Origin of the sequence: Bacillus mycoides, from assembly GCF_001757995.1 — a bacterium.
Taxonomy (GTDB): domain Bacteria; phylum Bacillota; class Bacilli; order Bacillales; family Bacillaceae_G; genus Bacillus_A; species Bacillus_A mycoides_B.
In genome coordinates, this window is sequence record NZ_LXLV01000024.1 from 14,728 (window position 1) to 36,281 (window position 21,554).

At 34.5% G+C, this 21,554-nt stretch carries 23 protein-coding genes and 1 pseudogene; 19 read left to right on the forward strand and 5 right to left on the reverse strand.

The window, feature by feature from the left end; genetic code table 11:
- The first annotated feature begins 94 nt into the window (after positions 1-94).
- Together BWGOE10_RS09535 and BWGOE10_RS09540 are read left to right on the forward strand one after the other, a co-directional pair.
- Positions 95-1,558 carry a flavin monoamine oxidase family protein gene (locus BWGOE10_RS09535; protein ID WP_070141997.1) on the forward strand — a complete coding sequence of 488 codons (1,464 nt, stop codon included), beginning with the start codon at positions 95-97 and terminating at the stop codon, positions 1,556-1,558.
- Positions 1,559-1,642: 84 nt separating this feature from the next.
- Positions 1,643-2,227, forward strand: a complete 585-nt coding sequence (locus BWGOE10_RS09540) for a GNAT family N-acetyltransferase (RefSeq protein WP_070141999.1) — start codon at positions 1,643-1,645, stop codon at positions 2,225-2,227.
- A gap of 24 nt (positions 2,228-2,251) precedes the next feature.
- Here BWGOE10_RS09540 and BWGOE10_RS09545 read toward each other — a convergent pair whose 3' ends face one another.
- Positions 2,252-3,154, reverse strand: a complete 903-nt coding sequence (locus BWGOE10_RS09545) for an aldo/keto reductase (protein WP_070142001.1) — start codon at positions 3,152-3,154, stop codon at positions 2,252-2,254.
- Between the two features lie 165 nt (positions 3,155-3,319).
- Here BWGOE10_RS09545 and BWGOE10_RS09550 point away from each other — a divergent pair, with 165 nt between their 5' ends.
- The 3 genes from BWGOE10_RS09550 to BWGOE10_RS09560 all read left to right on the forward strand — a co-directional run bounded on the left by BWGOE10_RS09550 (position 3,320) and on the right by BWGOE10_RS09560 (position 5,667).
- Positions 3,320-4,270 (forward strand): CobW family GTP-binding protein, encoded by a 951-nt coding sequence (locus BWGOE10_RS09550; RefSeq protein WP_070142003.1) that lies wholly within the window; start codon positions 3,320-3,322, stop codon positions 4,268-4,270.
- Between the two features lie 107 nt (positions 4,271-4,377).
- Complete coding sequence (locus BWGOE10_RS09555) at positions 4,378-4,902, forward strand: PadR family transcriptional regulator (protein WP_070142005.1); 525 nt, start codon at positions 4,378-4,380, stop codon at positions 4,900-4,902.
- Between the two features lie 18 nt (positions 4,903-4,920).
- Positions 4,921-5,667 (forward strand): VOC family protein, encoded by a 747-nt coding sequence (locus BWGOE10_RS09560; RefSeq protein WP_070142007.1) that lies wholly within the window; start codon positions 4,921-4,923, stop codon positions 5,665-5,667.
- Between the two features lie 14 nt (positions 5,668-5,681).
- Here the strand turns inward: BWGOE10_RS09560 and BWGOE10_RS09565 are convergent, their stop codons facing one another.
- Both BWGOE10_RS09565 and BWGOE10_RS09570 read right to left on the reverse strand, forming a co-directional pair.
- Positions 5,682-6,152 (reverse strand): GNAT family N-acetyltransferase, encoded by a 471-nt coding sequence (locus BWGOE10_RS09565; RefSeq protein WP_070142008.1) that lies wholly within the window; start codon positions 6,150-6,152, stop codon positions 5,682-5,684.
- Between the two features lie 133 nt (positions 6,153-6,285).
- Positions 6,286-7,236, reverse strand: a complete 951-nt coding sequence (locus BWGOE10_RS09570; protein WP_070142010.1) for a metal ABC transporter substrate-binding protein — start codon at positions 7,234-7,236, stop codon at positions 6,286-6,288.
- A gap of 197 nt (positions 7,237-7,433) precedes the next feature.
- On the opposite strand from BWGOE10_RS09570, the gene BWGOE10_RS09575 reads away from it, so the two are divergent.
- Positions 7,434-7,658 (forward strand): hypothetical protein, encoded by a 225-nt coding sequence (locus tag BWGOE10_RS09575; RefSeq protein WP_070142012.1) that lies wholly within the window; start codon positions 7,434-7,436, stop codon positions 7,656-7,658.
- A 116-nt stretch (positions 7,659-7,774) separates the two neighbouring features.
- On the forward strand, positions 7,775-8,434 hold the full coding sequence (locus BWGOE10_RS09580) for an oxidoreductase (RefSeq protein WP_070142014.1): 660 nt from the start codon (positions 7,775-7,777) through the stop codon (positions 8,432-8,434).
- 29 nt (positions 8,435-8,463) lie between these two features.
- Here BWGOE10_RS09580 and namA read toward each other — a convergent pair whose 3' ends face one another.
- On the reverse strand, positions 8,464-9,501 hold the full coding sequence (gene namA, locus BWGOE10_RS09585; protein ID WP_070142016.1) for an NADPH dehydrogenase NamA: 1,038 nt from the start codon (positions 9,499-9,501) through the stop codon (positions 8,464-8,466).
- Between the two features lie 133 nt (positions 9,502-9,634).
- Between namA and BWGOE10_RS09590 the strand changes: the two genes are divergently transcribed.
- From BWGOE10_RS09590 to BWGOE10_RS09615, 6 genes and pseudogenes are all read left to right on the forward strand, one after another.
- Positions 9,635-10,087 (forward strand): methylated-DNA--[protein]-cysteine S-methyltransferase, encoded by a 453-nt coding sequence (locus BWGOE10_RS09590; protein ID WP_070142018.1) that lies wholly within the window; start codon positions 9,635-9,637, stop codon positions 10,085-10,087.
- Between the two features lie 25 nt (positions 10,088-10,112).
- Positions 10,113-11,112 (forward strand): annotated as a pseudogene (locus tag BWGOE10_RS09595) (DUF2628 domain-containing protein).
- A 71-nt stretch (positions 11,113-11,183) separates the two neighbouring features.
- The gene (locus BWGOE10_RS09600) at positions 11,184-12,842 is read left to right on the forward strand and encodes a peptide ABC transporter substrate-binding protein (protein WP_070142023.1); all 1,659 of its coding nucleotides are present in this window, start codon (positions 11,184-11,186) and stop codon (positions 12,840-12,842) included.
- Positions 12,843-12,903: 61 nt separating this feature from the next.
- The gene (fosB, locus tag BWGOE10_RS09605) at positions 12,904-13,320 is read left to right on the forward strand and encodes a FosBx1 family fosfomycin resistance bacillithiol transferase (protein ID WP_070142025.1); all 417 of its coding nucleotides are present in this window, start codon (positions 12,904-12,906) and stop codon (positions 13,318-13,320) included.
- A gap of 12 nt (positions 13,321-13,332) precedes the next feature.
- Positions 13,333-13,878, forward strand: coding sequence for a short-chain dehydrogenase (locus BWGOE10_RS09610; protein ID WP_070142027.1), 546 nt, complete (start codon positions 13,333-13,335; stop codon positions 13,876-13,878).
- Between the two features lie 14 nt (positions 13,879-13,892).
- Positions 13,893-14,504, forward strand: a complete 612-nt coding sequence (locus BWGOE10_RS09615) for a phosphoserine phosphatase 1 (RefSeq protein ID WP_070142029.1) — start codon at positions 13,893-13,895, stop codon at positions 14,502-14,504.
- A 45-nt stretch (positions 14,505-14,549) separates the two neighbouring features.
- Here the strand turns inward: BWGOE10_RS09615 and BWGOE10_RS09620 are convergent, their stop codons facing one another.
- A complete protein-coding gene (locus tag BWGOE10_RS09620) occupies positions 14,550-15,077 on the reverse strand; it encodes a CotG/ExsB N-terminal domain-containing protein (RefSeq protein WP_081338101.1) in 528 nt (175 codons plus the stop codon).
- Positions 15,078-15,258: 181 nt separating this feature from the next.
- On the opposite strand from BWGOE10_RS09620, the gene cotH reads away from it, so the two are divergent.
- The 6 genes from cotH to BWGOE10_RS09650 all read left to right on the forward strand — a co-directional run bounded on the left by cotH (position 15,259) and on the right by BWGOE10_RS09650 (position 21,552).
- Entirely contained in the window at positions 15,259-16,335 is a 1,077-nt protein-coding gene (gene cotH / locus BWGOE10_RS09625) for a spore coat protein CotH (RefSeq protein WP_070142033.1), read from the forward strand.
- A gap of 101 nt (positions 16,336-16,436) precedes the next feature.
- A complete protein-coding gene (locus BWGOE10_RS09630) occupies positions 16,437-17,054 on the forward strand; it encodes an NUDIX hydrolase N-terminal domain-containing protein (RefSeq protein ID WP_070142035.1) in 618 nt (205 codons plus the stop codon).
- A 194-nt stretch (positions 17,055-17,248) separates the two neighbouring features.
- Positions 17,249-17,851 carry a DedA family protein gene (locus tag BWGOE10_RS09635; protein WP_070142037.1) on the forward strand — a complete coding sequence of 201 codons (603 nt, stop codon included), beginning with the start codon at positions 17,249-17,251 and terminating at the stop codon, positions 17,849-17,851.
- Between the two features lie 97 nt (positions 17,852-17,948).
- Entirely contained in the window at positions 17,949-19,328 is a 1,380-nt protein-coding gene (locus BWGOE10_RS09640) for a polysaccharide biosynthesis protein (RefSeq protein ID WP_070142038.1), read from the forward strand.
- Positions 19,329-19,514: 186 nt separating this feature from the next.
- Positions 19,515-20,456: a magnesium transporter CorA family protein gene (locus BWGOE10_RS09645; protein WP_000932386.1), complete on the forward strand. Its 942-nt coding sequence runs from the start codon at positions 19,515-19,517 to the stop codon at positions 20,454-20,456.
- 199 nt (positions 20,457-20,655) lie between these two features.
- Positions 20,656-21,552 carry a permease gene (locus BWGOE10_RS09650; RefSeq protein ID WP_000418719.1) on the forward strand — a complete coding sequence of 299 codons (897 nt, stop codon included), beginning with the start codon at positions 20,656-20,658 and terminating at the stop codon, positions 21,550-21,552.
- Positions 21,553-21,554 lie beyond the last annotated feature (2 nt).

Below are 21,554 nucleotides of genomic sequence, written 5' to 3' on the forward strand. Positions count from 1 at the left end.
ATGTTTCAATTGCTATGGTGTTATGTTTAAGGGGATTTATGAATAAAATGCACTAAACCACTAATGCCCATTTTATGAAGTAAGGGGTGGAATTGTGCAGAAAGATATAATGTTTAACAATGAGATGGATGAAACGTTAAAAGTTATAGATAAAGGATTGAAGAAGACGACACGCCCGAAACAAATTATTGTAGTAGGGGCTGGTATGGCTGGATTAGTTTCGGCATCTTTATTAAAGGCTGCGGGACATCAAGTGAAGATTTTTGAAGCAAACAGCCGGGTAGGTGGCCGTATAGAGACAGTTAGAATGGAAGATACCGGATTATATTTAGATGTTGGAGCAATGAGAATTCCGTATTCGCATACATTAACGATGGCATATATAAGAAAGTTTGGGCTGCAGGTGAGCCCTTTTATTAATAGGAATGAGACAGATATTATCTACGTAAATGGTCGGAAAACGACATTAAAACAATACGAAAAAGATCCAAGTATTTTAAGATATCCTGTGGAAATGAATGAAGTTGGGAAAACGTCTGAGGAACTATTAATGTTAGCGGTACAGCCCATTATAAATTTTATAAAAAAGAACCCAGATAAAAATTGGGATATTGTAGTAAAGGATTTTGGGAGATATTCTACAGGTCAATTTTTAAAATATCATCCTTATCAATATAATACGTATTTTTCGCCAGTAACGATTGAGATGATTGGTGTTTTATTAGATTTAGAAGGTTTTTTAGAAAGGTCATTCGTTGAGACGTTACGTTTTTTATATATTATGCAAGAGGAGAGCGGATTTTGCGAAATAATAGGTGGGAATGATAGATTACCAAAGTCTTTTTTACCACAACTAGAAGAAAATATTATATATAATCAAAAATTAATGAAGCTTCATCAACAAGCCAATAGTGTAACAGCCTATTACCGGAACGAGGAAACTTTTGAATATAGTAGTATTACAGGGGATTTAGTTATTGTTACAATTCCTTTTTCAACAATGCGATTTGTAGAAGTAGATCCATTTGATTCGATATCTCATGCGAAGTGGAAAACAATTCGCGAATTGCATTATATGCCAGCTACAAAAATAGGAATTCAATTTAAAAGTCGTTTTTGGGAGGAACAAGGGCAATTAGGTGGGAGAATTATAACAGATCTTCCTATACGTTATGCGTATTATCCAAGCCATGGAATCGGAGAGAAAGGACCTGCTATGATGTTAGGAAGCTATACATGGTCTTATGATGCGTTGTTATGGGATGGGTTATCAAAGGGGGATCGTATCTATTACACACTACAAAATTTAGCAACAATATTAGGTGGTCAAGTATATGATGAGTTCATGTCTGGAATATCAAAAAGTTGGACATTAGATCCATATGCACTTGGAGGATTTGCTCTTTTTCAAGCTGGTCAAGAATCTGAATTACAGCCAGTCATTGTGAAACCTGAGGGGAGAATATACTTTGCCGGAGATCATACAACGCTGTATCACGGATGGATTCAAGGTGCGATTGAATCCGGAGTTCGTGTGGCAGTAGAGGTGAATGAGTAAAAAGTGTAAAATTCAGAAAAAACTTTACTATATATCTTGAGATGGATATTATTAAATATAAAAGAATTATGGGGAGTGTTTACTTTGAATCCATTGTTATTCGATTTTCCTTCTGAATTTTATACTGAAAGGCTTTTAATTAGAATGCCAAAACCAGGTGATGGTAAAGTTGTATATGAAGCAATTCAAGCTTCGATGAAAGAATTAAAGCCTTGGATGGTCTTTGCACAAAAAGAGCAAACAAAGGAAGAAGTAGAAGAGAGTATTAGAAAATCGCATATTCAATTTTTGCAGCGTGAGGATTTGAGATTACTAGTTTTTTTGAAAGAAACAGGTGAATTTATTGCATCTGCCGGATTACATCGTATTAATTGGGATATACCTCAATTTGAAATCGGGTATTGGATTGATTCAAGGTTTAGTGGAAAGGGCTATATGGTAGAGGCTGCAAAAGGTATAACGGATTATGCTTTCGCTGAACTGAAAGCAAACCGCGTAGAAATTCGATGCGATTCTCTAAATAAGAAGAGTAGGGCGATACCTGAGAAATTAGGCTTTAAATTAGAGGGTACTTTAGAAAGTGCGAGTGTTGCGGTAGATGGAAATGGATTAAGAGATATGTGTGTATTCGCAATGACGAGAAATACATATGAAAAAGAAGAGCTGTAAAGAAACAGCTCTTCTTTTTGTGTATTATGGTACAGGATGTCCATTAGAGCTTTCGAAAATTGTAAACCATTGTTGGCGGTCTAAGTTAACTTTTGTAGCAAGAGCGGCTGTTTTTACACGATCTAATTTACCAGAGCCAACGATTGGTATCATGTTAGCTGGATGAGCAAGTAACCATGCATACATAACAGTATCGATGCTAGTAACACCTAGTTCAGTAGCAACTTTTTGTAAAGTTTCACGTACACGTATGGCACGTTCTGATTGACCAGTAAAGATTTCACCACCAGCAAGAGGTGACCAAATCATTGGATTGATTCGTTTTTCTTGGCATAAATCAATCGTACCTTTTTCAAAGTGCTCCATTTGCATCGCAGATACTTCAATTTGATTTGTAATGAGCGGGAAATCTAAATACGAACTTAACATATTAAACTGTGAAGGTAAAAAGTTAGATACACCGAAGTGATGAACTTTGCCTTCTTGCTTTAAGCGTGAGAACGCTTCTGCCACTTCAGTTGGATCCATAAATGGATCTGGGCGATGGATGAGCAATACATCAATATAATCTGTATGTAAGTTTTGTAATGAATCCTCCGCGCTTTTTATGATATGTTCAGCACTCGTATTATAGTGAGCGACATATCGTTCTGGAAATTTCGGTGATGGGGGAGCGATTCCACATTTTGTGACAATTTGCATGTTTTCGCGTAAGGAAGGCTTGAGTTGTAAAGCTTCTCCAAACAATCCTTCACACGTATATCCGCCATAAATATCAGCGTGATCAAAAGTAGTAATCCCCATATCCATACAAGATTCAATAAAAGAAAGTAATTCTTGTTTCGTCATATTCCAGTCTGCTAAACGCCAAAACCCTTGAATAATACGAGAAAATTCTAGTGTTTCGGCCATTTGAACTCGTTCCATTATAAGTACCCCCTTGATGAATGAAAATATTTTTGAAAAGGCTTTCTTGCTACATATTATTATATAGCTACCCGGTTGTACAAACAATAAATATGTTTTGCTACAAAAACGATTTTTTCTATATGCTATAATGTAGAAACATAGAGCTATAAGGAGAGGTAAGAAATGATTCCAGTAACAATATTAACGGGTTTTCTTGGATCAGGGAAAACAACATTATTAAATCGAATTTTATCAGAGGATCACGGGCAGAAATTAGCAGTGATTGTAAATGAAATAGGGCAAATTGGTATCGATAATCAATTAATTATGAACGTTGAAGAAGAAATTATGGAAATGACAAACGGTTGTTTATGCTGTACTGTGCGTGAAGATTTACTCGTTGCTTTAAAACAATTACTAGACGTAAAGGCAGAAGGGAAAATGGACTTTGATGGTTTAGTAATTGAAACAACGGGTCTTGCAAATCCAGGGCCGATTATTCAAACATTCTTTTTAGATCCAGTAATTCAATCTGCATACCAAATTAACGGTGTTGTAACGGTGGTAGATAGTTACCATATACATAAACATTTTGAAAAAGGACTAGAAGCAAAAGAACAAATTGCCTTTGCTGATGTTGTGTTAGTTAATAAATTAGATTTAATTGAAGAAAGTGAGAAAGAAAATCTCTTGCATGAACTTCAAGGAATTAACCCGACTGTAAAGTTAATCGAGGCGACTAACTGTGAAGTAGATATACCATCGTTACTACAAATTCAAACGTTTAAAACGAAAGATACGTTACAAATTTACCCTCATAAAGAGCATAATCATTTAGAAGGTGTAAAATCGTTTGTACTACGTGAAGAACGTCCGTTAGATTTGCAAAAACTGAATGAGTGGATGTCAGCTGTCGTTCAAGAGCTAGGGGAGTATTTATATCGCTACAAAGGAATTTTATCTATTGATGGAGTAGACAAACGTATCGTTTTCCAAGGTGTACATACATTATTTGCTGCTTCGTACGATAGAGAGTGGCAAGAGGGCGAAGAGCGAGTAAGCGAAGTAGTTTTCATCGGAAAAGATATTAATAAAGAATGGTTCCAAGAACATTTTGGGGAGTGTGTGAAATAAGTCTGCGTATATTGCAGGCTTTTTTTGTTTACTAAAATTGGAATTTGTATTAAAATAATATGAAAATACTAAATGTTTAGTATTTTGTTGGGGTAGGGGGAGAAAAGGTGCGTTTAATGATTCTTGGATTGCTTACTAAAAGGGAGTCGCTATCTGGTTATGAAATACAGCAGGCGCTAAATATGGTGCAAAGTAATAAATGGGCGGAAGTTTTCCCAGCTTCTATTTATCACGCATTAAAAAAAATGGAAAATGAAAATTTCATTCAAGTTAAAGCAATTGAAATGACCGGTAAACGGTCGAAAACGATATATTGTATTACAGAAAAGGGAAGTCAAGAATTTAAAAGGTTACTAAAGGAGTCGTTTCAAAAAACTTCAGTTGTGTTTCCGAAACATCTATATACAGCGTTAACTTTCCTTTCAGAAGAAGGGAATATGAGTGAAGAGATTATAGAGGCTTTAGAAGAACAGAAAAGTGAAATACAATCCACTTATAAAGAAATGAGAGAAGGAGAAAAATTAAAAGAAAATGTGCCAGAGTATGTGAAACTAATTTTCGAAAATATGTATGAACAATGTGAGATGCAACTTCGATTAATCCATAGATTAGAAAAGCTATTAAAAAACTAAAAATATGGTGGGATGAATATGAAAATCGATCATCTTGTTGTAAATGTGAATAAAGAAATACAAGAAAATAAGGAAGTTATTAAAAATGTACATTCTATCGGGCTACCATATGTTCCGAAATGGGGAAAGGGAACGAAAGGATTTAAAGTATCTAACATATGGATTGGAAAAGAATATTTAGAATTAGTAAGGGTAAAAATGAAAGATGGGGGTGGCTGGGTACAAGACTGGGCTCGGAAATATAATGAGGGGCATAGAGGATTAATTGGACTGGCAATTGATGTTGAAAATATAGATAAAGTGTATGAAAAAGTGATAGAAGGTGGAATTGAAATTACAAAACCAGAACCATTACAATTCAAGTGGTTTTTCAATTTATTTAAGAAAACTATGCCATGGAAAAATGCATACATACAGCCAATGAAGGGGATGCCGTTTCAATTCTTTCTACAACAAATGAAAGATCAAAAGAGCAGAGAATATATGGAGAAATATATGTACCCAAATAGTGTGGAAGAGGGTGTCACGGGAATTGTTGCGGTGAAATTGTATGGAGAAGTAACAAATGAAGATCGGAAGATTATTGGGTGTCTATTTTCAGATGTTACAAATGAGGAAAAAGACATAATTATCCGTTTGAAAAATCAAGTGATTCATCTAATTCAATCGAATGAGCATTTCATTGAGATACTACTAGATTGCAACAACGAAACACATAAGGGGAAGAAACTAAAAATAGAAAACACAACATTGATAAATGTATAATAAAAAGCCTGTTTTCACAGGCTGGTATTTTCATCTAAAATTAATTCCATGACTACACCTACAACTGGGCCTTCATCATCAATATCGCCATTTAAGCGAAAACCAAATGATTCATATAGTCCCATTGCGTGTTTGTTGTCTGGATGTAAACTTAAATAAATTATTTTACATTCAAATTTTTCTTGTAAGAATTGAATGAGTAAGCGAAGGAAACGTTTTGCATATCCTTTTCCTTGATATTGTTGGTCAATCATAAAGCGATCTAGCCATACGCTTTTATATTTTTCCGAATACCATCCATACATTGCGTATCCTACAAGTGTTTCTCCATCATATAAACCTACTGACGTTCCGTTCCCTTCATATAATGATTCTGCTAAAGAAAACGCATTGCTTTCAATAAATTGCTGCTGGTCTTTTGTGACGTTTAAAGCAGCTACTGAACGCCAATTTTTTACTGTTACTTCACAAATGTGAAGAGTCATAATTCCAACTCACCTTCTAAATTAATATAGCTTAAAAGCTAATATGGATAATTTTACTTGTTATTTTAGTCAAGTCAAGCGGAAACAAACAAAAGAAGCTGAATGGTTTATTCAGCTTCTTTTAAAAAGTAGATTAGTTAGTAGCTTCTTTCAATGTATTCACGTTTTCTTCCATTAAAGTGAAGTAATCTTTATTGTTTTTTGCATCATCTTCAGAAATAGTAGCAAGGTGATTTAAGCGTAAAATTTTTGTACCAGTTTCTTTTTGAATAACGGATGCTACTTTTGGAGTAGAGAATGTTTCAAATAAAATATATTTTAAACCGTGTTCTTTTACTGTTTTTGTAATGTCAGCAAGCTGTTTTTGAGATGGTTCATCAGATGCTGAAATTCCAGCGATTGGAATTTGTTTTAGACCGTAGCGTTGTTCCCAGTAGCCATAAGCTGCATGTGAAACTAATATTTCTTTCGTTTTTGCATTTGCAACAACTGCTTTAAATTGATCATCTAAATCAGTAAATTTTGTTTGTAGTGCTGCAAAGTTTTTTTCGAACTCTTTTTTATGTTCAGGCTGTAATTCTACAAGTGCATTTTTAATTTTTTCTGCTTGTTTCATCGCAAGAGTAGGATCTATCCAAACGTGTGGGTCTTTATCGTGATGATGTTCATCTTCTTTATGACCGTCTCCATGATCGTGCTGCTCTTCTTCAGATGAAGCACGAAGTTCGATATCTTTAGATGCATTTACAATTTTTACGTTTTCTTTTTTTAATGATTTTTCCATTTTTTCGGCAAATGGTTCTAATTCTGCGCCGTTATAAACAAATAAATCGGCTTTCGCAACTTGTACAGTCTGCTTTTGACTCGGTTCAAATGTATGAGAATCCGCACCAGGTGGGTAAATTGTTTCTACATTTACATAATCACCACCGATTTTTTTTGCAAAGTCAGCGAGTGGGAAAATGGTTGTATAAACAGAAAGTTTCCCATCTTTTTTCGCTGCACCATCTTTGTTGTTAGAACATCCAGCAAAGATGAGTGTGAAAATAAGTATAAATGAAAATAGAGCTAATTTTTTAGGCATATAATTCTCCTCTTTTCTTTTTTACAATTATATTTTCTCCAAATATAAGAAGAAAATATCGTTTTAATACAAAACGGAATAATTACGTTTTAGTTTGCGAACCTAGTATAATACATCTTTATGAAAGTTGCAATAAATAATAATCATTACGATTTGATTTTGTAATAAATCTGTCAAAAAGAAAGGTATTAATTTTTATGATTGGTGCATATGTGACAATGTTACTTTCATATATTGGGAGGGAGCAGAAAAAAGGGGATGAGCGCTTGGGTTACTTCATGGAAGCTATCTTATTAATACTTGCGGTTGTTTTGCCATTATCTTTTGTTTTAATTTTTTTAAGAAAACTAATAAGTAATTTAGGGGATGCTACAACAATTACAAAATTGCCAGCGGAAGAAAAAGAAAAGAAAAAAGAGTAAGTAAAGCACTATGCATACGCATAGTGCTTTACTTATGGTAAAATGGGAGAACGGAAACTCCTGTTAGCGACGATTAGCTATAGGAGAGAATAGTAAATAAAGAGGTATACACATATATGAATAAGCGAACAGCGTTAGTACTTGGCGCAAGTGGGTTAGTTGGACAAGAAATAACGCGACTATTACTTGACTCAGATTACTACGATTCGGTTACTATTTTTGTAAGGGAACCATTGCAATTACAGCATGAGAAATTGCAACAGAAACAGGTGGATTTTTCAGTATTAGAGGAATATAAAGAATTTTTTGCAGTAGATGATGTGTTTAGTTGCTTAGGAACAACGATAAAAAAAGCGAAGTCGAAGGCGAATTTTAAAAAAGTAGATTATGAATATACATTGCGAGCTGCCTGCTTAGCTGAAAAACAAGGCGTGCAAAATTTTCTTGTTATTTCATCAATGGGAGCAAAACCTAAATCATTTTTCTTTTACTCGCAAGTGAAGGGGAAAATGGAAGAGGAGCTGAAAAAGCTAGTTATTGGTGGCATACATATTTTCAGGCCGTCATTATTAGTTGGAAATCGACAAGAATATCGTTTTGGGGAAAGAATGGCTGAGAAATTATCTCGTATTCTTCCGTTTGTATTTAAAGGGGCTTTTAAAAAGTATAAACCAATTTCAGCTAAAGATGTGGCGAAAGGAATGTATATAACAGCGCTGCGTGAAGAATCTGGTATTCATATTTATAATTCAAACGATATTATAGAGATAAAATAAGTAAAACCGGGAAGAATAACTTCTCGGTTTTATTTATTAGTTTTAATTTTCCCGGGTGCTCGTCGGTACTGATATGGTTCTTTTAATTCAAAGCCAAGTTCATTGGCGGCTATTCTTGGGAAGTAGGGATTACGAAGTAACTCGCGTCCGATAAAAATTAAATTTGCTTCTTTATTATTTAAAATTTGCTCTGCTTGTGATCCGGTTGTAATTAATCCTACCGCACCAGTTGCGATGTTAACATGCTCCTTAATATGTTTAGCATATTGTACTTGGTAACCAGGATACACATCAATATGTGCGGGTACAACAGCACCAGAACTACAATCGATTAAATCTATCCCTTGTTCTTTCATCCATCCTGTATACTGCACATAATCTTGAACCGTTAACCCGTCAGGATGATAATCATTTGCTGAAATACGAACAAATAATGGTCCAGCCCAAACTTCGTTTACAGCATCGATGATTTCTCGTAAGAAACGATAGCGATTTTCAGGTGATCCCCCGTATTCATCAGTCCGCTTATTGGAAAGTGGAGAAAGAAATTCATTAATAAGATAACCGTGAGCACCATGTAATTCAATCACGTCAAACCCCGCTTGTTTAGAGCGTAAAGCTGCTTTTTGAAAAGCAGAAACAGTTTCTTTAATTTGCTGTTTATTCATTTCTACTGGTATTTTCATTCTATCGTTAAACGGAATTGCTGAAGGAGCGAAAGCATCTGTTTCTAATTCAGCCTTTCTTCCGGCGTGAGCGAGTTGAATAGCTGCTTTTGCACCGTTATCATGTATAAATGTTGTCGTTTTATGTAAGCCTTCAATTAGATTATCATCCCAAATGCCTAGGTCTTTGTTAGAAATTCGTCCTTCAGATAACACAGCTGTTGCTTCAATCATAACTAAACCTACTTGACCAGCAGCCCTGGTTCCGTAATGGACGAGATGAAAATTAGTTACTTGGCCATCCGCGTTTTCTGATGAATACATGCACATAGGCGACATAACGATACGGTTTTTTAGCGTAACGTCCTTAATTGTATAAGGTGAAAAAAGTTGGAAATCCATCAAATACCCCCCTTGATTGAATTTTCTTACATTGTATCATTCTCTTTTTTGTTTCTCTAATAAAACGCTTATACGAAAAATTTCGTCTATTCGTGTTACAATAAATAATATGTAATGAATTGGAGGATGACATATGTACCAGGCTTATTATGATAGTGAATTAGGTTTGTTAGAAATTACAGCGAACGAAGAAGGAATTACGTCTGTTATATTTGTTGATGAAAGACAAGAAGAAAATACAAATGGAATGATAGATCAATGTATAAATGAGCTGGATGAATATTTTAAAGGGAAAAGAAAAGAGTTTACTGTACCACTGTCTGCTGAAGGAACAACATTTCAAAAGAATGTATGGGATGCACTTTACACTGTACCATATGGCGTAAGTGCTTCATATTTAGATATTGCAGAGAAGGTTGGGAATACGAAAGCTGTACGGGCGATAGGAGGGGCAAATAGCCGGAATCCAATTTCAATTATCGTTCCATGTCATCGTGTAATAGGAAAGAGTGGAAAACTTGTTGGGTATGCGGGTGGTTTATGGAGGAAAGAGTGGTTATTGAAGCATGAAGGCATTTTAAAATGAAGTATGGATGGAAAGAGGGATTGTTTTGAAATGTATAAATTGTGGGCGACCTTGTATTAATGATCAGCTGAATTGTGCAAATTGTCAACGAAACTTGCATAATGAACAAGGTGAAGAAAGCTCGCTAATAGACAAAGAATTAGAAGTATATGTAGGGAGAAAATATCCATATTACAAAAGAAAATGGGAGCTTGAGAATAAGCGAATTGCTAGGTGGAGCTGGAATGGTTTGGCTGCTATTTTCAATGTAGGTTGGCTTGGATATCGTAAGTATTACTTACCTGCTGCTTTATTTATACTGGTATTAGTAGCATGTGATGCATTTTCTTATTATATGGGGTTCAACGTAGCATTGCCAATTATTAATATGGTGCCTCTCACGTTTTTATTACTCATTTTCATTCTATTTGGGATGGGGATTTTTGCAAATGGATTATATTATCAATTTGCAGAAAGGCGCATATATCGTATAAAAGCACGGGGAATTAAAGATGAATCGGTTGAGAATTATCTCATCCGTGATAGTGGTGGAACGAGTAAAATGGGAGCAACAATCGTTACTATTTTAGCAGTTGCTAGTATTTTTTTCAGTCATTTCTTTTTTCCGACTGATCGAGATATTATACAAAAAGTACGTACAAGTTCGCTTTATGAATATCCGTTCTTTTCGATTGGTGAATCGTTTGAAAGCTATTTTCAAAATTCAGGGTGGATATATTATCGTGGATCGGAAGGTATGGAATTAGTAGAATTTCAAGGATACAGTCCAGGGATGCCAAGACAAAAAGTTACAATTCAATTTATTGTTGATTATAAATTGAGTGAAATTGAGCCATACTCACTTACGATTAATGGTGAAGCAAAAAATGAAGAAGAATTTTTGAAGATGATTGAAGGGATATTTAAAGTGCAAAATCCGTTTGACTTAGAGGATGGATTACAAGTAAATGCGCTAAAAAAGAAGGGGTTGGAAAGCAATTTCTATCCCCTTCTTTTCGTTTTATAAAAATAAATATTTAAAATAATCAGAATCTTTTGTATAATAGTATATATTATACAGGCTTTCATTTATACATATAGATTGGGGGAAGGAAGAATGAAGAGAAAGATAACAACGATTGCTGCATTTGCATTATCGACTAGTGTGTTAGTTGCAGGTTGCGGAAATGGGGAGAAGGCATCTACAACGAAGAAAGAAGCGGGTAAGGGAGTAGCGGATAAGCAAGTATTAAATTTACTAGAAACAGCAGAAATTCCTTCAATGGATACATCAAAATCAACGGATTCTGTTTCTTTCCGTGCCTTTGTAAATGCAATGGAAGGATTATATCGTTTAGATAAGGATAATAAGCCAACGCCAGGTATGGCAAAAGATGTGAAGATTAGTGAAAATAAAACAACATATACATTTGAATTACGAGATGCAAAGTGGTCTAATGGTGAGCCAGTTCGAGCACAAGACTTTGTATATGCTTGGCAACGTGCATTAGATAAAGCAACAGCTGCTGAGTATGCATTTATTTTATTTGATGTGAAAAATGCACAGAAAGTAAATAAGGGAGAATTACCTTTAGATCAATTAGGAGTTAAAGCAAAAGATGATAAAACGTTAGTGGTAGAATTAGAACAACCAGCGCCGTATTTCCTAGAGCTTACTTCGTTCCCAACATTTTTCCCTTTAAATGAAAAATATGTGAAAGAACAAGGAGATAAATACGCATTAGAAGCAGATAAACTATTGTACAATGGACCATTTACAATGAGTGCATGGAAACATGAACAAAGTTATCAGTTAAAGAAAAACCCTAATTATTGGGATAAAGATACTGTTAAGCTAGAAGAAATTAATGTAAGTGTTGTGAAAGAAACGAGCACAGGAGTTAATTTATATGACAGTGGTCAAGCGGATCGGGTTATTTTAAGCTCTGAATTTGTTGATAAATATAAAAAGAGTAAGCCAAATGAATTTAAAACGAAGCTAGATCCACGTATGTATTTCTTACGATTTAATCAACAAAATGCAACATTTAAAAATCAAAAAGTTCGTGAAGCAATTGATTTAGCATATGATAAAAAGGGAATTGCAAATGTTATTCTAAATGATGGCTCATTACCAGCATATTTCTTAGTACCTGAAAAGTTTACGACAGGACCAGATGGAAAAGACTTCCGTTCTGTAAATAAAAATTTCCGTGATAGTAAAGATAATGTGACGAAAGCAAAAAAATTATGGGAAGAAGCGAAGAAAGAACTTGGTCAAGATACAATAACAGTGGAATTCTTAAATGATGATAACGGTAGCCGTAAAAAAGTAGGCGACTTTATTAAAGAAGAGTTAGAGAAAAATTTACCGGGTATAAAGGTGAATTTAAAACAACAACCATACAAACAAAAGCTAGAGTTAGAGAAAAAGTTACAATATGAATTCTCGTTATCTGCATGGAGCCCAGACTATCCAGATCCAATGACATACATCGATATGTTCGTTACAGAAAGCACATTTAATGAAATGGCCTATTCTAACCCGAAATATGATGATTTAGTAGCGAAATCAAAAGGAGAACTATTAAAAGATGACGCTGCACGCTGGAAAGCACTTGCAGAAGCTGAAAAAATCTTGATTGGTGAAGATGTTGCAATCTCACCTGCGTATCAGCAAAGTACAGCTTATTTAGAGCAGCCGAATGTAAAAGGCATCGCCAACCATACGTTTGGTGGGGACTTCAGTTATAAATGGGCATATATTACAAAATAATAGTATAATAAAAGATGAGTGAATCTTCGCTCATCTTTTTTTGTATAAGGGGGAACTATAGTTGTTAAGGGGAATCAATCATCTTTGTTTTTCAGTTTCAGATTTAGAAAAATCTATTATGTTTTACGAAAAAGTACTAGAAGGGGAATTATTAGTTAAAGGGAGAAAACTTGCATATTTTAATATGTGCGGAGTATGGGTAGCACTTAATGAAGAGGTAGATATTCAAAGAAATGAAATTCATCAATCTTATACACACTTAGCATTTTCTGTGGAAAAAGAAGACTTTAATTGTTTGTTAAAGCGGTTAGAAGAAAATGAAGTTCATATTTTAAAGGGCAGAGAACGCGATGTGAGAGATTGTGAATCTATATATTTTCTAGATCCAGATGGTCATAAATTTGAATTTCATTCAGGGACGTTACAAGATCGTCTAAATTATTATAGGGAAGAGAAACCTCATATGACATTTTACTAGGGGGGGAAGGATTTGCATGCACTTGTAATTGGTGGAACAGGGATGCTAAAGAAAGTTTCTATGTGGCTTTGTGATCAAGGGTTTCATGTTTCTATTATTGGACGAGATAGTATGAAATTGGAAAATGTTAAGCAAGGGAGTTCTGTACCGAAAAATATTACGTGCCTTTCTTTAGATTATCAAAATGACGATGATGTAAAGCAATCTATTACAAATACAATTGAACAAAATGGTCCAATTACATTAGTTGTCGCGTGGGTACATTCGAGTGCTAAGCATGCATTACGACTCATTTGTAATGAGGTAGAATTGTCGTCGGAAAAGTACAGTTTATTTCATATATTAGGTAGTAGTGCATCACGTACGAAGTCACAAAAAATAGGCGGGGCATTATGTAGTTATTATAGAGTTATATTAGGGTTTAATTTAGAAGATACATATGCAAGGTGGCTTACTCATGAAGAGATAGCTGACGGAGTTATAAAAGGAATTGAAAGTAAATGCACGGAATGGATTGTAGGTAGAGTAGAGCCGTGGGAATTGCGGCCAAAATGGTAAGGGGGAAATAGAAAATGAAGACAATGGTATATGTAACAAGGCACGGTGAGACAGAATGGAATGTAGCAAAGCGGATGCAAGGGCGAAAAAATTCAGCATTAACAGAGAATGGTATGATACAAGCGAAACAATTAGGGGAGCGTATGAAGGATTTACCACTCCATGCCATATATAGTAGTCCAAGCGAAAGAACGCTTCATACTGCTGAATTGATTAAAGGAGAACGCGATATTCCAATTATAGCAGATGAACGTTTCTATGAAATAAATATGGGGACATGGGAAGGGCAAACAATTGCTGATTTGGAAATGCAATATCCAGAAGAAGTACATTTATTTTGGAATGAACCACATCTTTTTCAGTCAACATCAGGGGAAAACTTTGTGGCCGTTCATAAAAGAGTAATTGAAGGGATACACTTTCTTTTAGAAAAGCATAAAGGTGAAAATATTTTAATTGTCTCTCATGCTGCAGCCGCGAAATTACTTGTAGGGCATTTTGCAGGTGTTGAAATTGAACATGTATGGGGAGAGCCATTTATGCATAGCGCGAGTCTTAGTGTGATTGAATTTGATGAAGATCTTGGTAAAGTAAAACAATTTGCAGATATAAGTCATTTTCAGTAAACGTAAAAAAGGTCGCAGTAGCGGCCTTTTTTGTGGCATAAAAAACTAGCAATTACGTTTTTTAAACCAGAAGTGATCGAATTTTTTCACGCGAGTACATCTTGTTCTTGTACATTTACGCCCTGTTGTACATTTACGCCCTGTTGTACATTTACGCCCTTTTGTACATTTACACCCTGTTGTACATTTACGCCCTTTTGTACATTTACACCCTGTTGTACATTTACGCCCTGTTGTACATTTACGCCCTGTTGTACATTTACGCCCTGTTGTACATTTACGCCCTTTTGTACATTTACACCCTGTTGTACATTTACACCCTGTTGTACATTTACACCCTGTTGTACATTTACGCCCTTTTGTACATTTACGCCCTGTTGTACATTTACGCCCTGTTGTACATTTACGCCCTGTTGTACATTTACGCCTTGTTGTACATTTACGCCTTGTTGTACATTTATGATGAGAGAATTTATCATCATCGCACTCAAAAGTACTTGGATCTTGGTATAAGAAATCCTCCATCCCAGTACTTTTGATTTCTTCAACAGCTTTTCTAATGTCACGTTTCATAGAAATCCTCCTTATCGTGTATTAAATTGAACAAGTATTCTTTTTCCTTAACATGATATGAGATTAGGTTTCTTTCTGAACAAGACAAGAGTGTAATTTTATATAAATAGATGATAGCGGATGTATGGACAAGACAAGGCGCATACATTGAATGAAGAGAACAGAGAAGGGATGAGAATATATGCTACCTTCATATGAATTTTTTATTCATCCAATGTACTTAGTGGAATTGAAAAAAGATATTTGGTCAGATAGTCCAGTACCAGCAAAGTTAACATATGGAAAAAAGAAGTATGATATTGATATCGTTTATCGGGGTGCTCATATTCGTGAGTTTGAGAAAAAGTCATATCATGTTCAGTTTTATAAACCGAAAAAATTTCTAGGGGTGAAGGAATTTCATTTAAACTCTGAATTTATGGATCCATCCCTTATTCGTAACAAATTATCATTAGACTTTTTTAATGATATTGGGGTACTTTCACCGAAGTCACAGCATGTATTTATAAAAATAAATGGTCAAATCCAAGGAGTATATTTACAGTTAGAATCGGTTGATGAAAACTTTTTAAAAAGTAGAGGGTTGCCGAGTGGTTCTATTTATTATGCGATAGATGATGACGCAAATTTTTCTCTAATGAGCGAGAGAGATAAAGATGTTAAAACTGAGCTTTTTGCAGGGTATGAATTTAAATGTTCGAATGAAAATAGTGAAGAGCAACTAAGTGAATTCGTTTTTCAAGCAAATACACTATCGAGGGATGATTATGAAAAAGAGATTGGAAAATACCTTCATGTTGATAAATATTTACGTTGGCTAGCTGGAGTTATTTTGACTCAAAACTTTGATGGTTTTGTTCATAACTATGCACTGTATCATAACGATGAAACAAATTTATTTGAAGTCATCCCGTGGGATTACGATGCGACTTGGGGGCGGGATGTACAAGGGAGACCGCTTAATCATGAGTACATTCGCATTAAAGGATACAATACGTTAAGTGCAAGATTGTTAGATATACCTGCTTTTAGAAAGCAATATCGAAATATATTAGAAGAAATTTTAGAATTACAATTTACAGAATCCTTTATAAAACCGAAAGTAGAAGACATGTGCGAATCCATTCGTCCATATTTACTTCAGGATCCATATATGAAAGAGAAAATAGAAGTTTTTAATCAAGAGGCTGAGATGATTTTTCAATATATAAATAAAAGAAGAAACTATATACAAGAACATCTTCATGAATTGGGATGATTTTGAAGGAGATTGAAACATTATCAATCTCTTTTTTTGTATAATAAAGATGGAGAAATAAAAAAGCGAAATAATATTTAGTAGAATGGAGTTGTGTAAATATGACGGTTAAATGGATTGATTGGGTAAAACAAATACAATCAATAGCACAAGCAGGTTTAACGTACTCCAAAGATGTGTATGATCTAGAGCGTTTCCAGCAATTACGAGACATTTCAGTTTCAATGATGTCACATTACACAAAAACAGATTGGGAAGTAGTAGAGAATTTATTTGCAAGTGAGACAGGCTATCAAACACCTAAAGTTGATATACGGGCAGTTATTTTTCAGAATGAAAAATTATTATTTGTGAAAGAAAAAAGTGATGGGAAATGGGCATTGCCAGGTGGATGGGCTGATATTGGTTATACACCAACAGAAGTCGCGGCAAAAGAAGTATTAGAAGAGACAGGTTATAAAGTAGATCATTTTAGGCTACTAGCTATATTCGATAAAGAAAAACACCAACCATCCCCATCAGCAACCCATATATATAAGGTTTTTATAGGTTGTGAGATTGTTGGCGGAGAAAAGAAATTAAGTATTGAAACAGAAGATATAGATTTTTTTAGTGAAAATGAAATACCTGATTTATCAATCGCTAGAAATACAGAATGGCAGATTAAAGAAATGTTTGCGTTTATGAAAGATCGAAATAAGGAAAGGATACTTGATTAATTTTATTAATCAAGTATCCTTTTAGGGTATATTGATGAAAGGTTGTACATATTCTTGTAACAAAAAAGAGTATAGTGTAGTCCTCTTTAAAGTCTATGAGTTAGGTGAAGAGATTCACATGAGTATATTGGCAGATGGCAATCTTTATGTGATAATGGGATGGTATGTGAAGAAAAAAGGAGATAGAAAAGAATATGTTAGCGAATATAATAGATCAGTTATTGCAATTCTTTGCAAGTCTAGGATACTTCGGAGTAGCGCTAGGTTTAATGATTGAAATTATCCCAAGTGAGATTGTACTTTCGTATGCTGGATTTTTAGTGGCAGAAGAAAAAATTAGTTTTGTCGGTGCTGTTATCGCCGGAACAATTGGTGGTACTTTAGCACAAATCTTTTTATACTGGCTTGGATACTACGGAGGGCGTCCGGTTGTCGAGAAATACGGGAAGTATCTGCTTATAAATAAACATCATTTAGACATAGCAGAAAATTGGTTTAAACGTTATGGAGCTGGAGTAATATTTTCTGCACGTTTTATTCCAGTTGTACGTCATGCAATCTCTATTCCAGCAGGATTAGCTAAGATGCCGTTAAAGCTCTTTACACTGTATACAGTAGTAGCGATTATTCCATGGTCAATTCTTTTTATATACTTGGGAGAAAAGCTTGGTGGAAATTGGAGACATATTAAAGAGTATGCATCTGATTACACACATTACATAATTATAGGTGCGGTTTTCTTTATTGCTCTTTACTTCGGTTTAAAGCTTTTGAAAAAAAGAAAAACAACTCATTAAAGTCAATGATTTTTCATTGGCTTTTTTTAATTGTTTTGGTTCTAAAAAAAAGGAGTTGTCCATAACGTGTAATAATAAAGCGTAGCGGGGGAATGTGATGAAAGGATCGCCGTTTTTACGTGGAACGATATTTTTAACGATGGCAACGATGATATCTAAAATGTTAGGGTTCATATATGTTATACCATTTACAGCAATGGTAGGTACGAGTGGGTACGTATTATATACGTATGCATACCGTCCTTATACAATTATGCTTAGTATTGCAACGATGGGATTGCCACTTGCCGTTTCAAAAATGGTTTCAAAATATGATCAACTCAATGATTACCATACTGTTAAGAGAGTATTAAAGAGTGGTATTGTTTTTATGCTTTTAATGGGGGTTATCTCGTGTTTTACGTTATATATGTTAGCGCCGCATTTAGCTAAACTTGTAATCGATGGAACCGATCAGTCGGGGAATAGTGTGACAGCTGTCACGCATAATATTCAAATTGTAAGTTTTGCGTTAATACTTGTACCAGTAATGAGTTTATTGAGGGGATTCTTTCAAGGATTCCAATCGATGGGACCGTCGGCATTAAGTGTTGTTGTCGAACAGTTTTTTCGTGTTTTAACGATTTTGATAGGAAGCTTTGTCGTTTTATATGTTATAAAAGCTTCTGTTTCGTTGGCAGTTGGTATTTCAACGTTTGGAGCATTTATGGGAGCACTAGGTGGATTAAGTGTTTTAAGTGCGTATTATATAAGAAGGAGAAAACATTTAAAGAAAAAAGAGATTGCCAGTATACCACAAACGACGAAAACTTTTTTTTCGTTGTATAAAGAACTGTTTACATATTCTATTCCTTTCGTTGTAGTTGGATTAGCGATTCCGTTATATCAGACGATTGATACATTTACAATTAATAAGCTACTTATACAAGTAGGATATATGCAAGGAGAAGCTGAAAAGATTAATGCGATAATTGGTCTTGTTCAGATGGTTGTACTTATCCCGGTTTCTGTTGCAACGGCTTTTAGTATGTCCCTTGTACCTGAGATGACGAAAGCTTATACAGCGGGAAATGAGAAGCTACTGTATAAACACTTTACAAGGACAAATTTATTAGTGGTAGGAATTACCGTACCGGCGGCGATTGGAATGATGGTTTTAGCAAAACCAGTGTATACTCTTTTATTTGGTGCTGGAAATGATCCAGAGATGGGCAGTATTATTTTGCAGTACTATGCTCCTGCTTGTATACTATTCTCACTATTTACAGTAACCGCTGCCATGTTACAAGGAATTAATCAACAACAGAAAACAGTGCTAGGATTAGTAATCGGAATAACTGTGAAGATAGTTTTAAATATTGTATTGTTACCGTATTTTGATTATGTAAGTTTTATTATTTCAACATACGCTGGCTATACGATTTCGGTCGGCTTTAACTTGTGGATGCTTTCTAAATATGTTATAAAGGCAACATAAGCTTTTTTAAAGGCAGAGAACACTCTGTCTTTTTCTATGTTTACAAGATTTTTCTTAAAAAAACGTTTTCAAAATAATTTTTCTATTGAAATTTAATCGTTTGTTTCATATGCTGAAAATAGCGGTTCAAAAACTGTTGTTTAAGTGAGGTAGATTCCCACATGTAAAAAGAATCGGGGTGATAGTATGTTAAATATTTATTTAACAGACCGAAACGGAAAACTACAAGAGATTGAGGAAATGCAAAAGGGCTGCTGGATTAATGTACTTCATCCAACAGAAGAAGAAATTCAGTATCTAGTACAAACTTTAAATGTAGACTTAGATTTCATTAAAGATCCTTTGGATGATGAAGAACGCTCTCGTATTGAAAAGGAAGACAATAATACTTTAATTATCGTGGATATTCCGACAGTCAGACATGATGAAGAAGGAAATTCAATTTATGACACGATTCCAATAGGTATGATTGTAATGCCAGATTGTTTTGTTACTATTTGCTTAGAAGAAAATCCAATTTTTGAACGCTTTATTAATCAACGTATTAAAGAATTTTACACGTTTAAAAAGACGCGCTTCGCACTTCAGCTCTTATATACAATTTCTACTTATTATTTAAGATACTTAAAGCAGATTAATCGAAAAACAATCGATTTAGAGCACCAATTAAATAAGTCGATGAAAAATAAAGAAATTTTCACATTGCTCGGCCTTGAAAAAAGTTTAGTCTACTTTACAACATCATTAAAGGCTAATAAAATTGTAATTCAAAAATTAATGCGAAATAGTACATTTTTGAAAATGTATGAAGACGATCAAGATTTACTAGAAGATGTATTAATTGAAAATAAGCAGGCTATTGAAATGGCGGAAATATATAGTCACATTTTAAGTGGAATGATGAATACATTTAGTTCGGTTATTTCTAACAATTTAAATAGTGTTATGAAACTGTTGACTTCTATAACCATCATTTTATCATTACCAACGATGGTTTCTAGTTTCTTTGGAATGAATGTAAAGGTTCCGTTTGAAGGGGAAGCACATGGTTTTGTAATTGTACTTATAATATGTGTAACATTATCTTTCACTTTAGCATTTGTTTTTTGGAAGAAACGTTACTTTTAATGATAGGAAAGCTGCTCTAGCATAGTTATAAAACTGCGCTAGAGCAGCTTTTTTTGCTATGAAATCTCAATTTTGGAATAGAATATAACGTGTGAAATGTAATGTGTATGAAGGTTATGAATTCCGTATAACCCTTGTTCAATTAATAAAATAGGGTTAAAATTACATATTGTTAATGAAAAGTTGGAGGAAATACATCATGGAATTGTTTCAATTACCAAAAGCATTCCTGCAAATGAATACAATCTTTATCTCAATATTAATCGAAGCACTTCCTTTTGTGCTAATTGGTGTATTTATTTCAGGATTCATTCAAATGTTTGTGACAGAAGATATGGTGGCAAAATGGATGCCTAAAAACCGATTTCTGTCTGTTTTATTAGCTACTTTTTTAGGTATGATGTTTCCTGGATGTGAATGTGGAATTGTTCCGATTGTAAGGCGATTAATCGGAAAAGGGGTTCCACCCTATGCAGGAATTGCATTTATGTTAACTGGACCGATTATTAATCCAGTTGTATTATTTGCAACATATGTTGCTTTTGGAAGTAGTATGCACATGGTATGGTATCGTTCTATTGTAGCGATTATCGTAGCAATTATCGTTGGAATTATATTATCATTTATGTTTAAAGAACATCAATTAAGAGATGATCACTTCCCAGAAGTGAACCATAAGCGTCCATTACGTACAAAAATGTGGGATGTATGTACACATGCTGTTGAGGAATTTTTCTCAATGGGAAAATATTTAGTGTTAGGAGCGTTAATTGCTGCTGCAGTTCAAACGTTTGTACAAACTTCAACATTGCTTGCTATTGGACAAGGTCCGTTTTCTTCATCAGCTGTAATGATGGGACTTGCTTTTATTTTATCACTTTGTTCAGAGGCAGATGCATTTATCGCTTCTTCGTTCCAAAGTACATTTTCAACAGCGTCACTTGTCGCGTTCCTCGTATATGGACCGATGGTGGATATTAAGAATATGTTTATGATGCTTGCGACATTTAAAACAAAATTTGTAATTGTTGTGACGGTTACAGTTACACTTGTTGTTTATGCAAGCTCACTACTCATTTATGCGATGGGGTGGTAGGT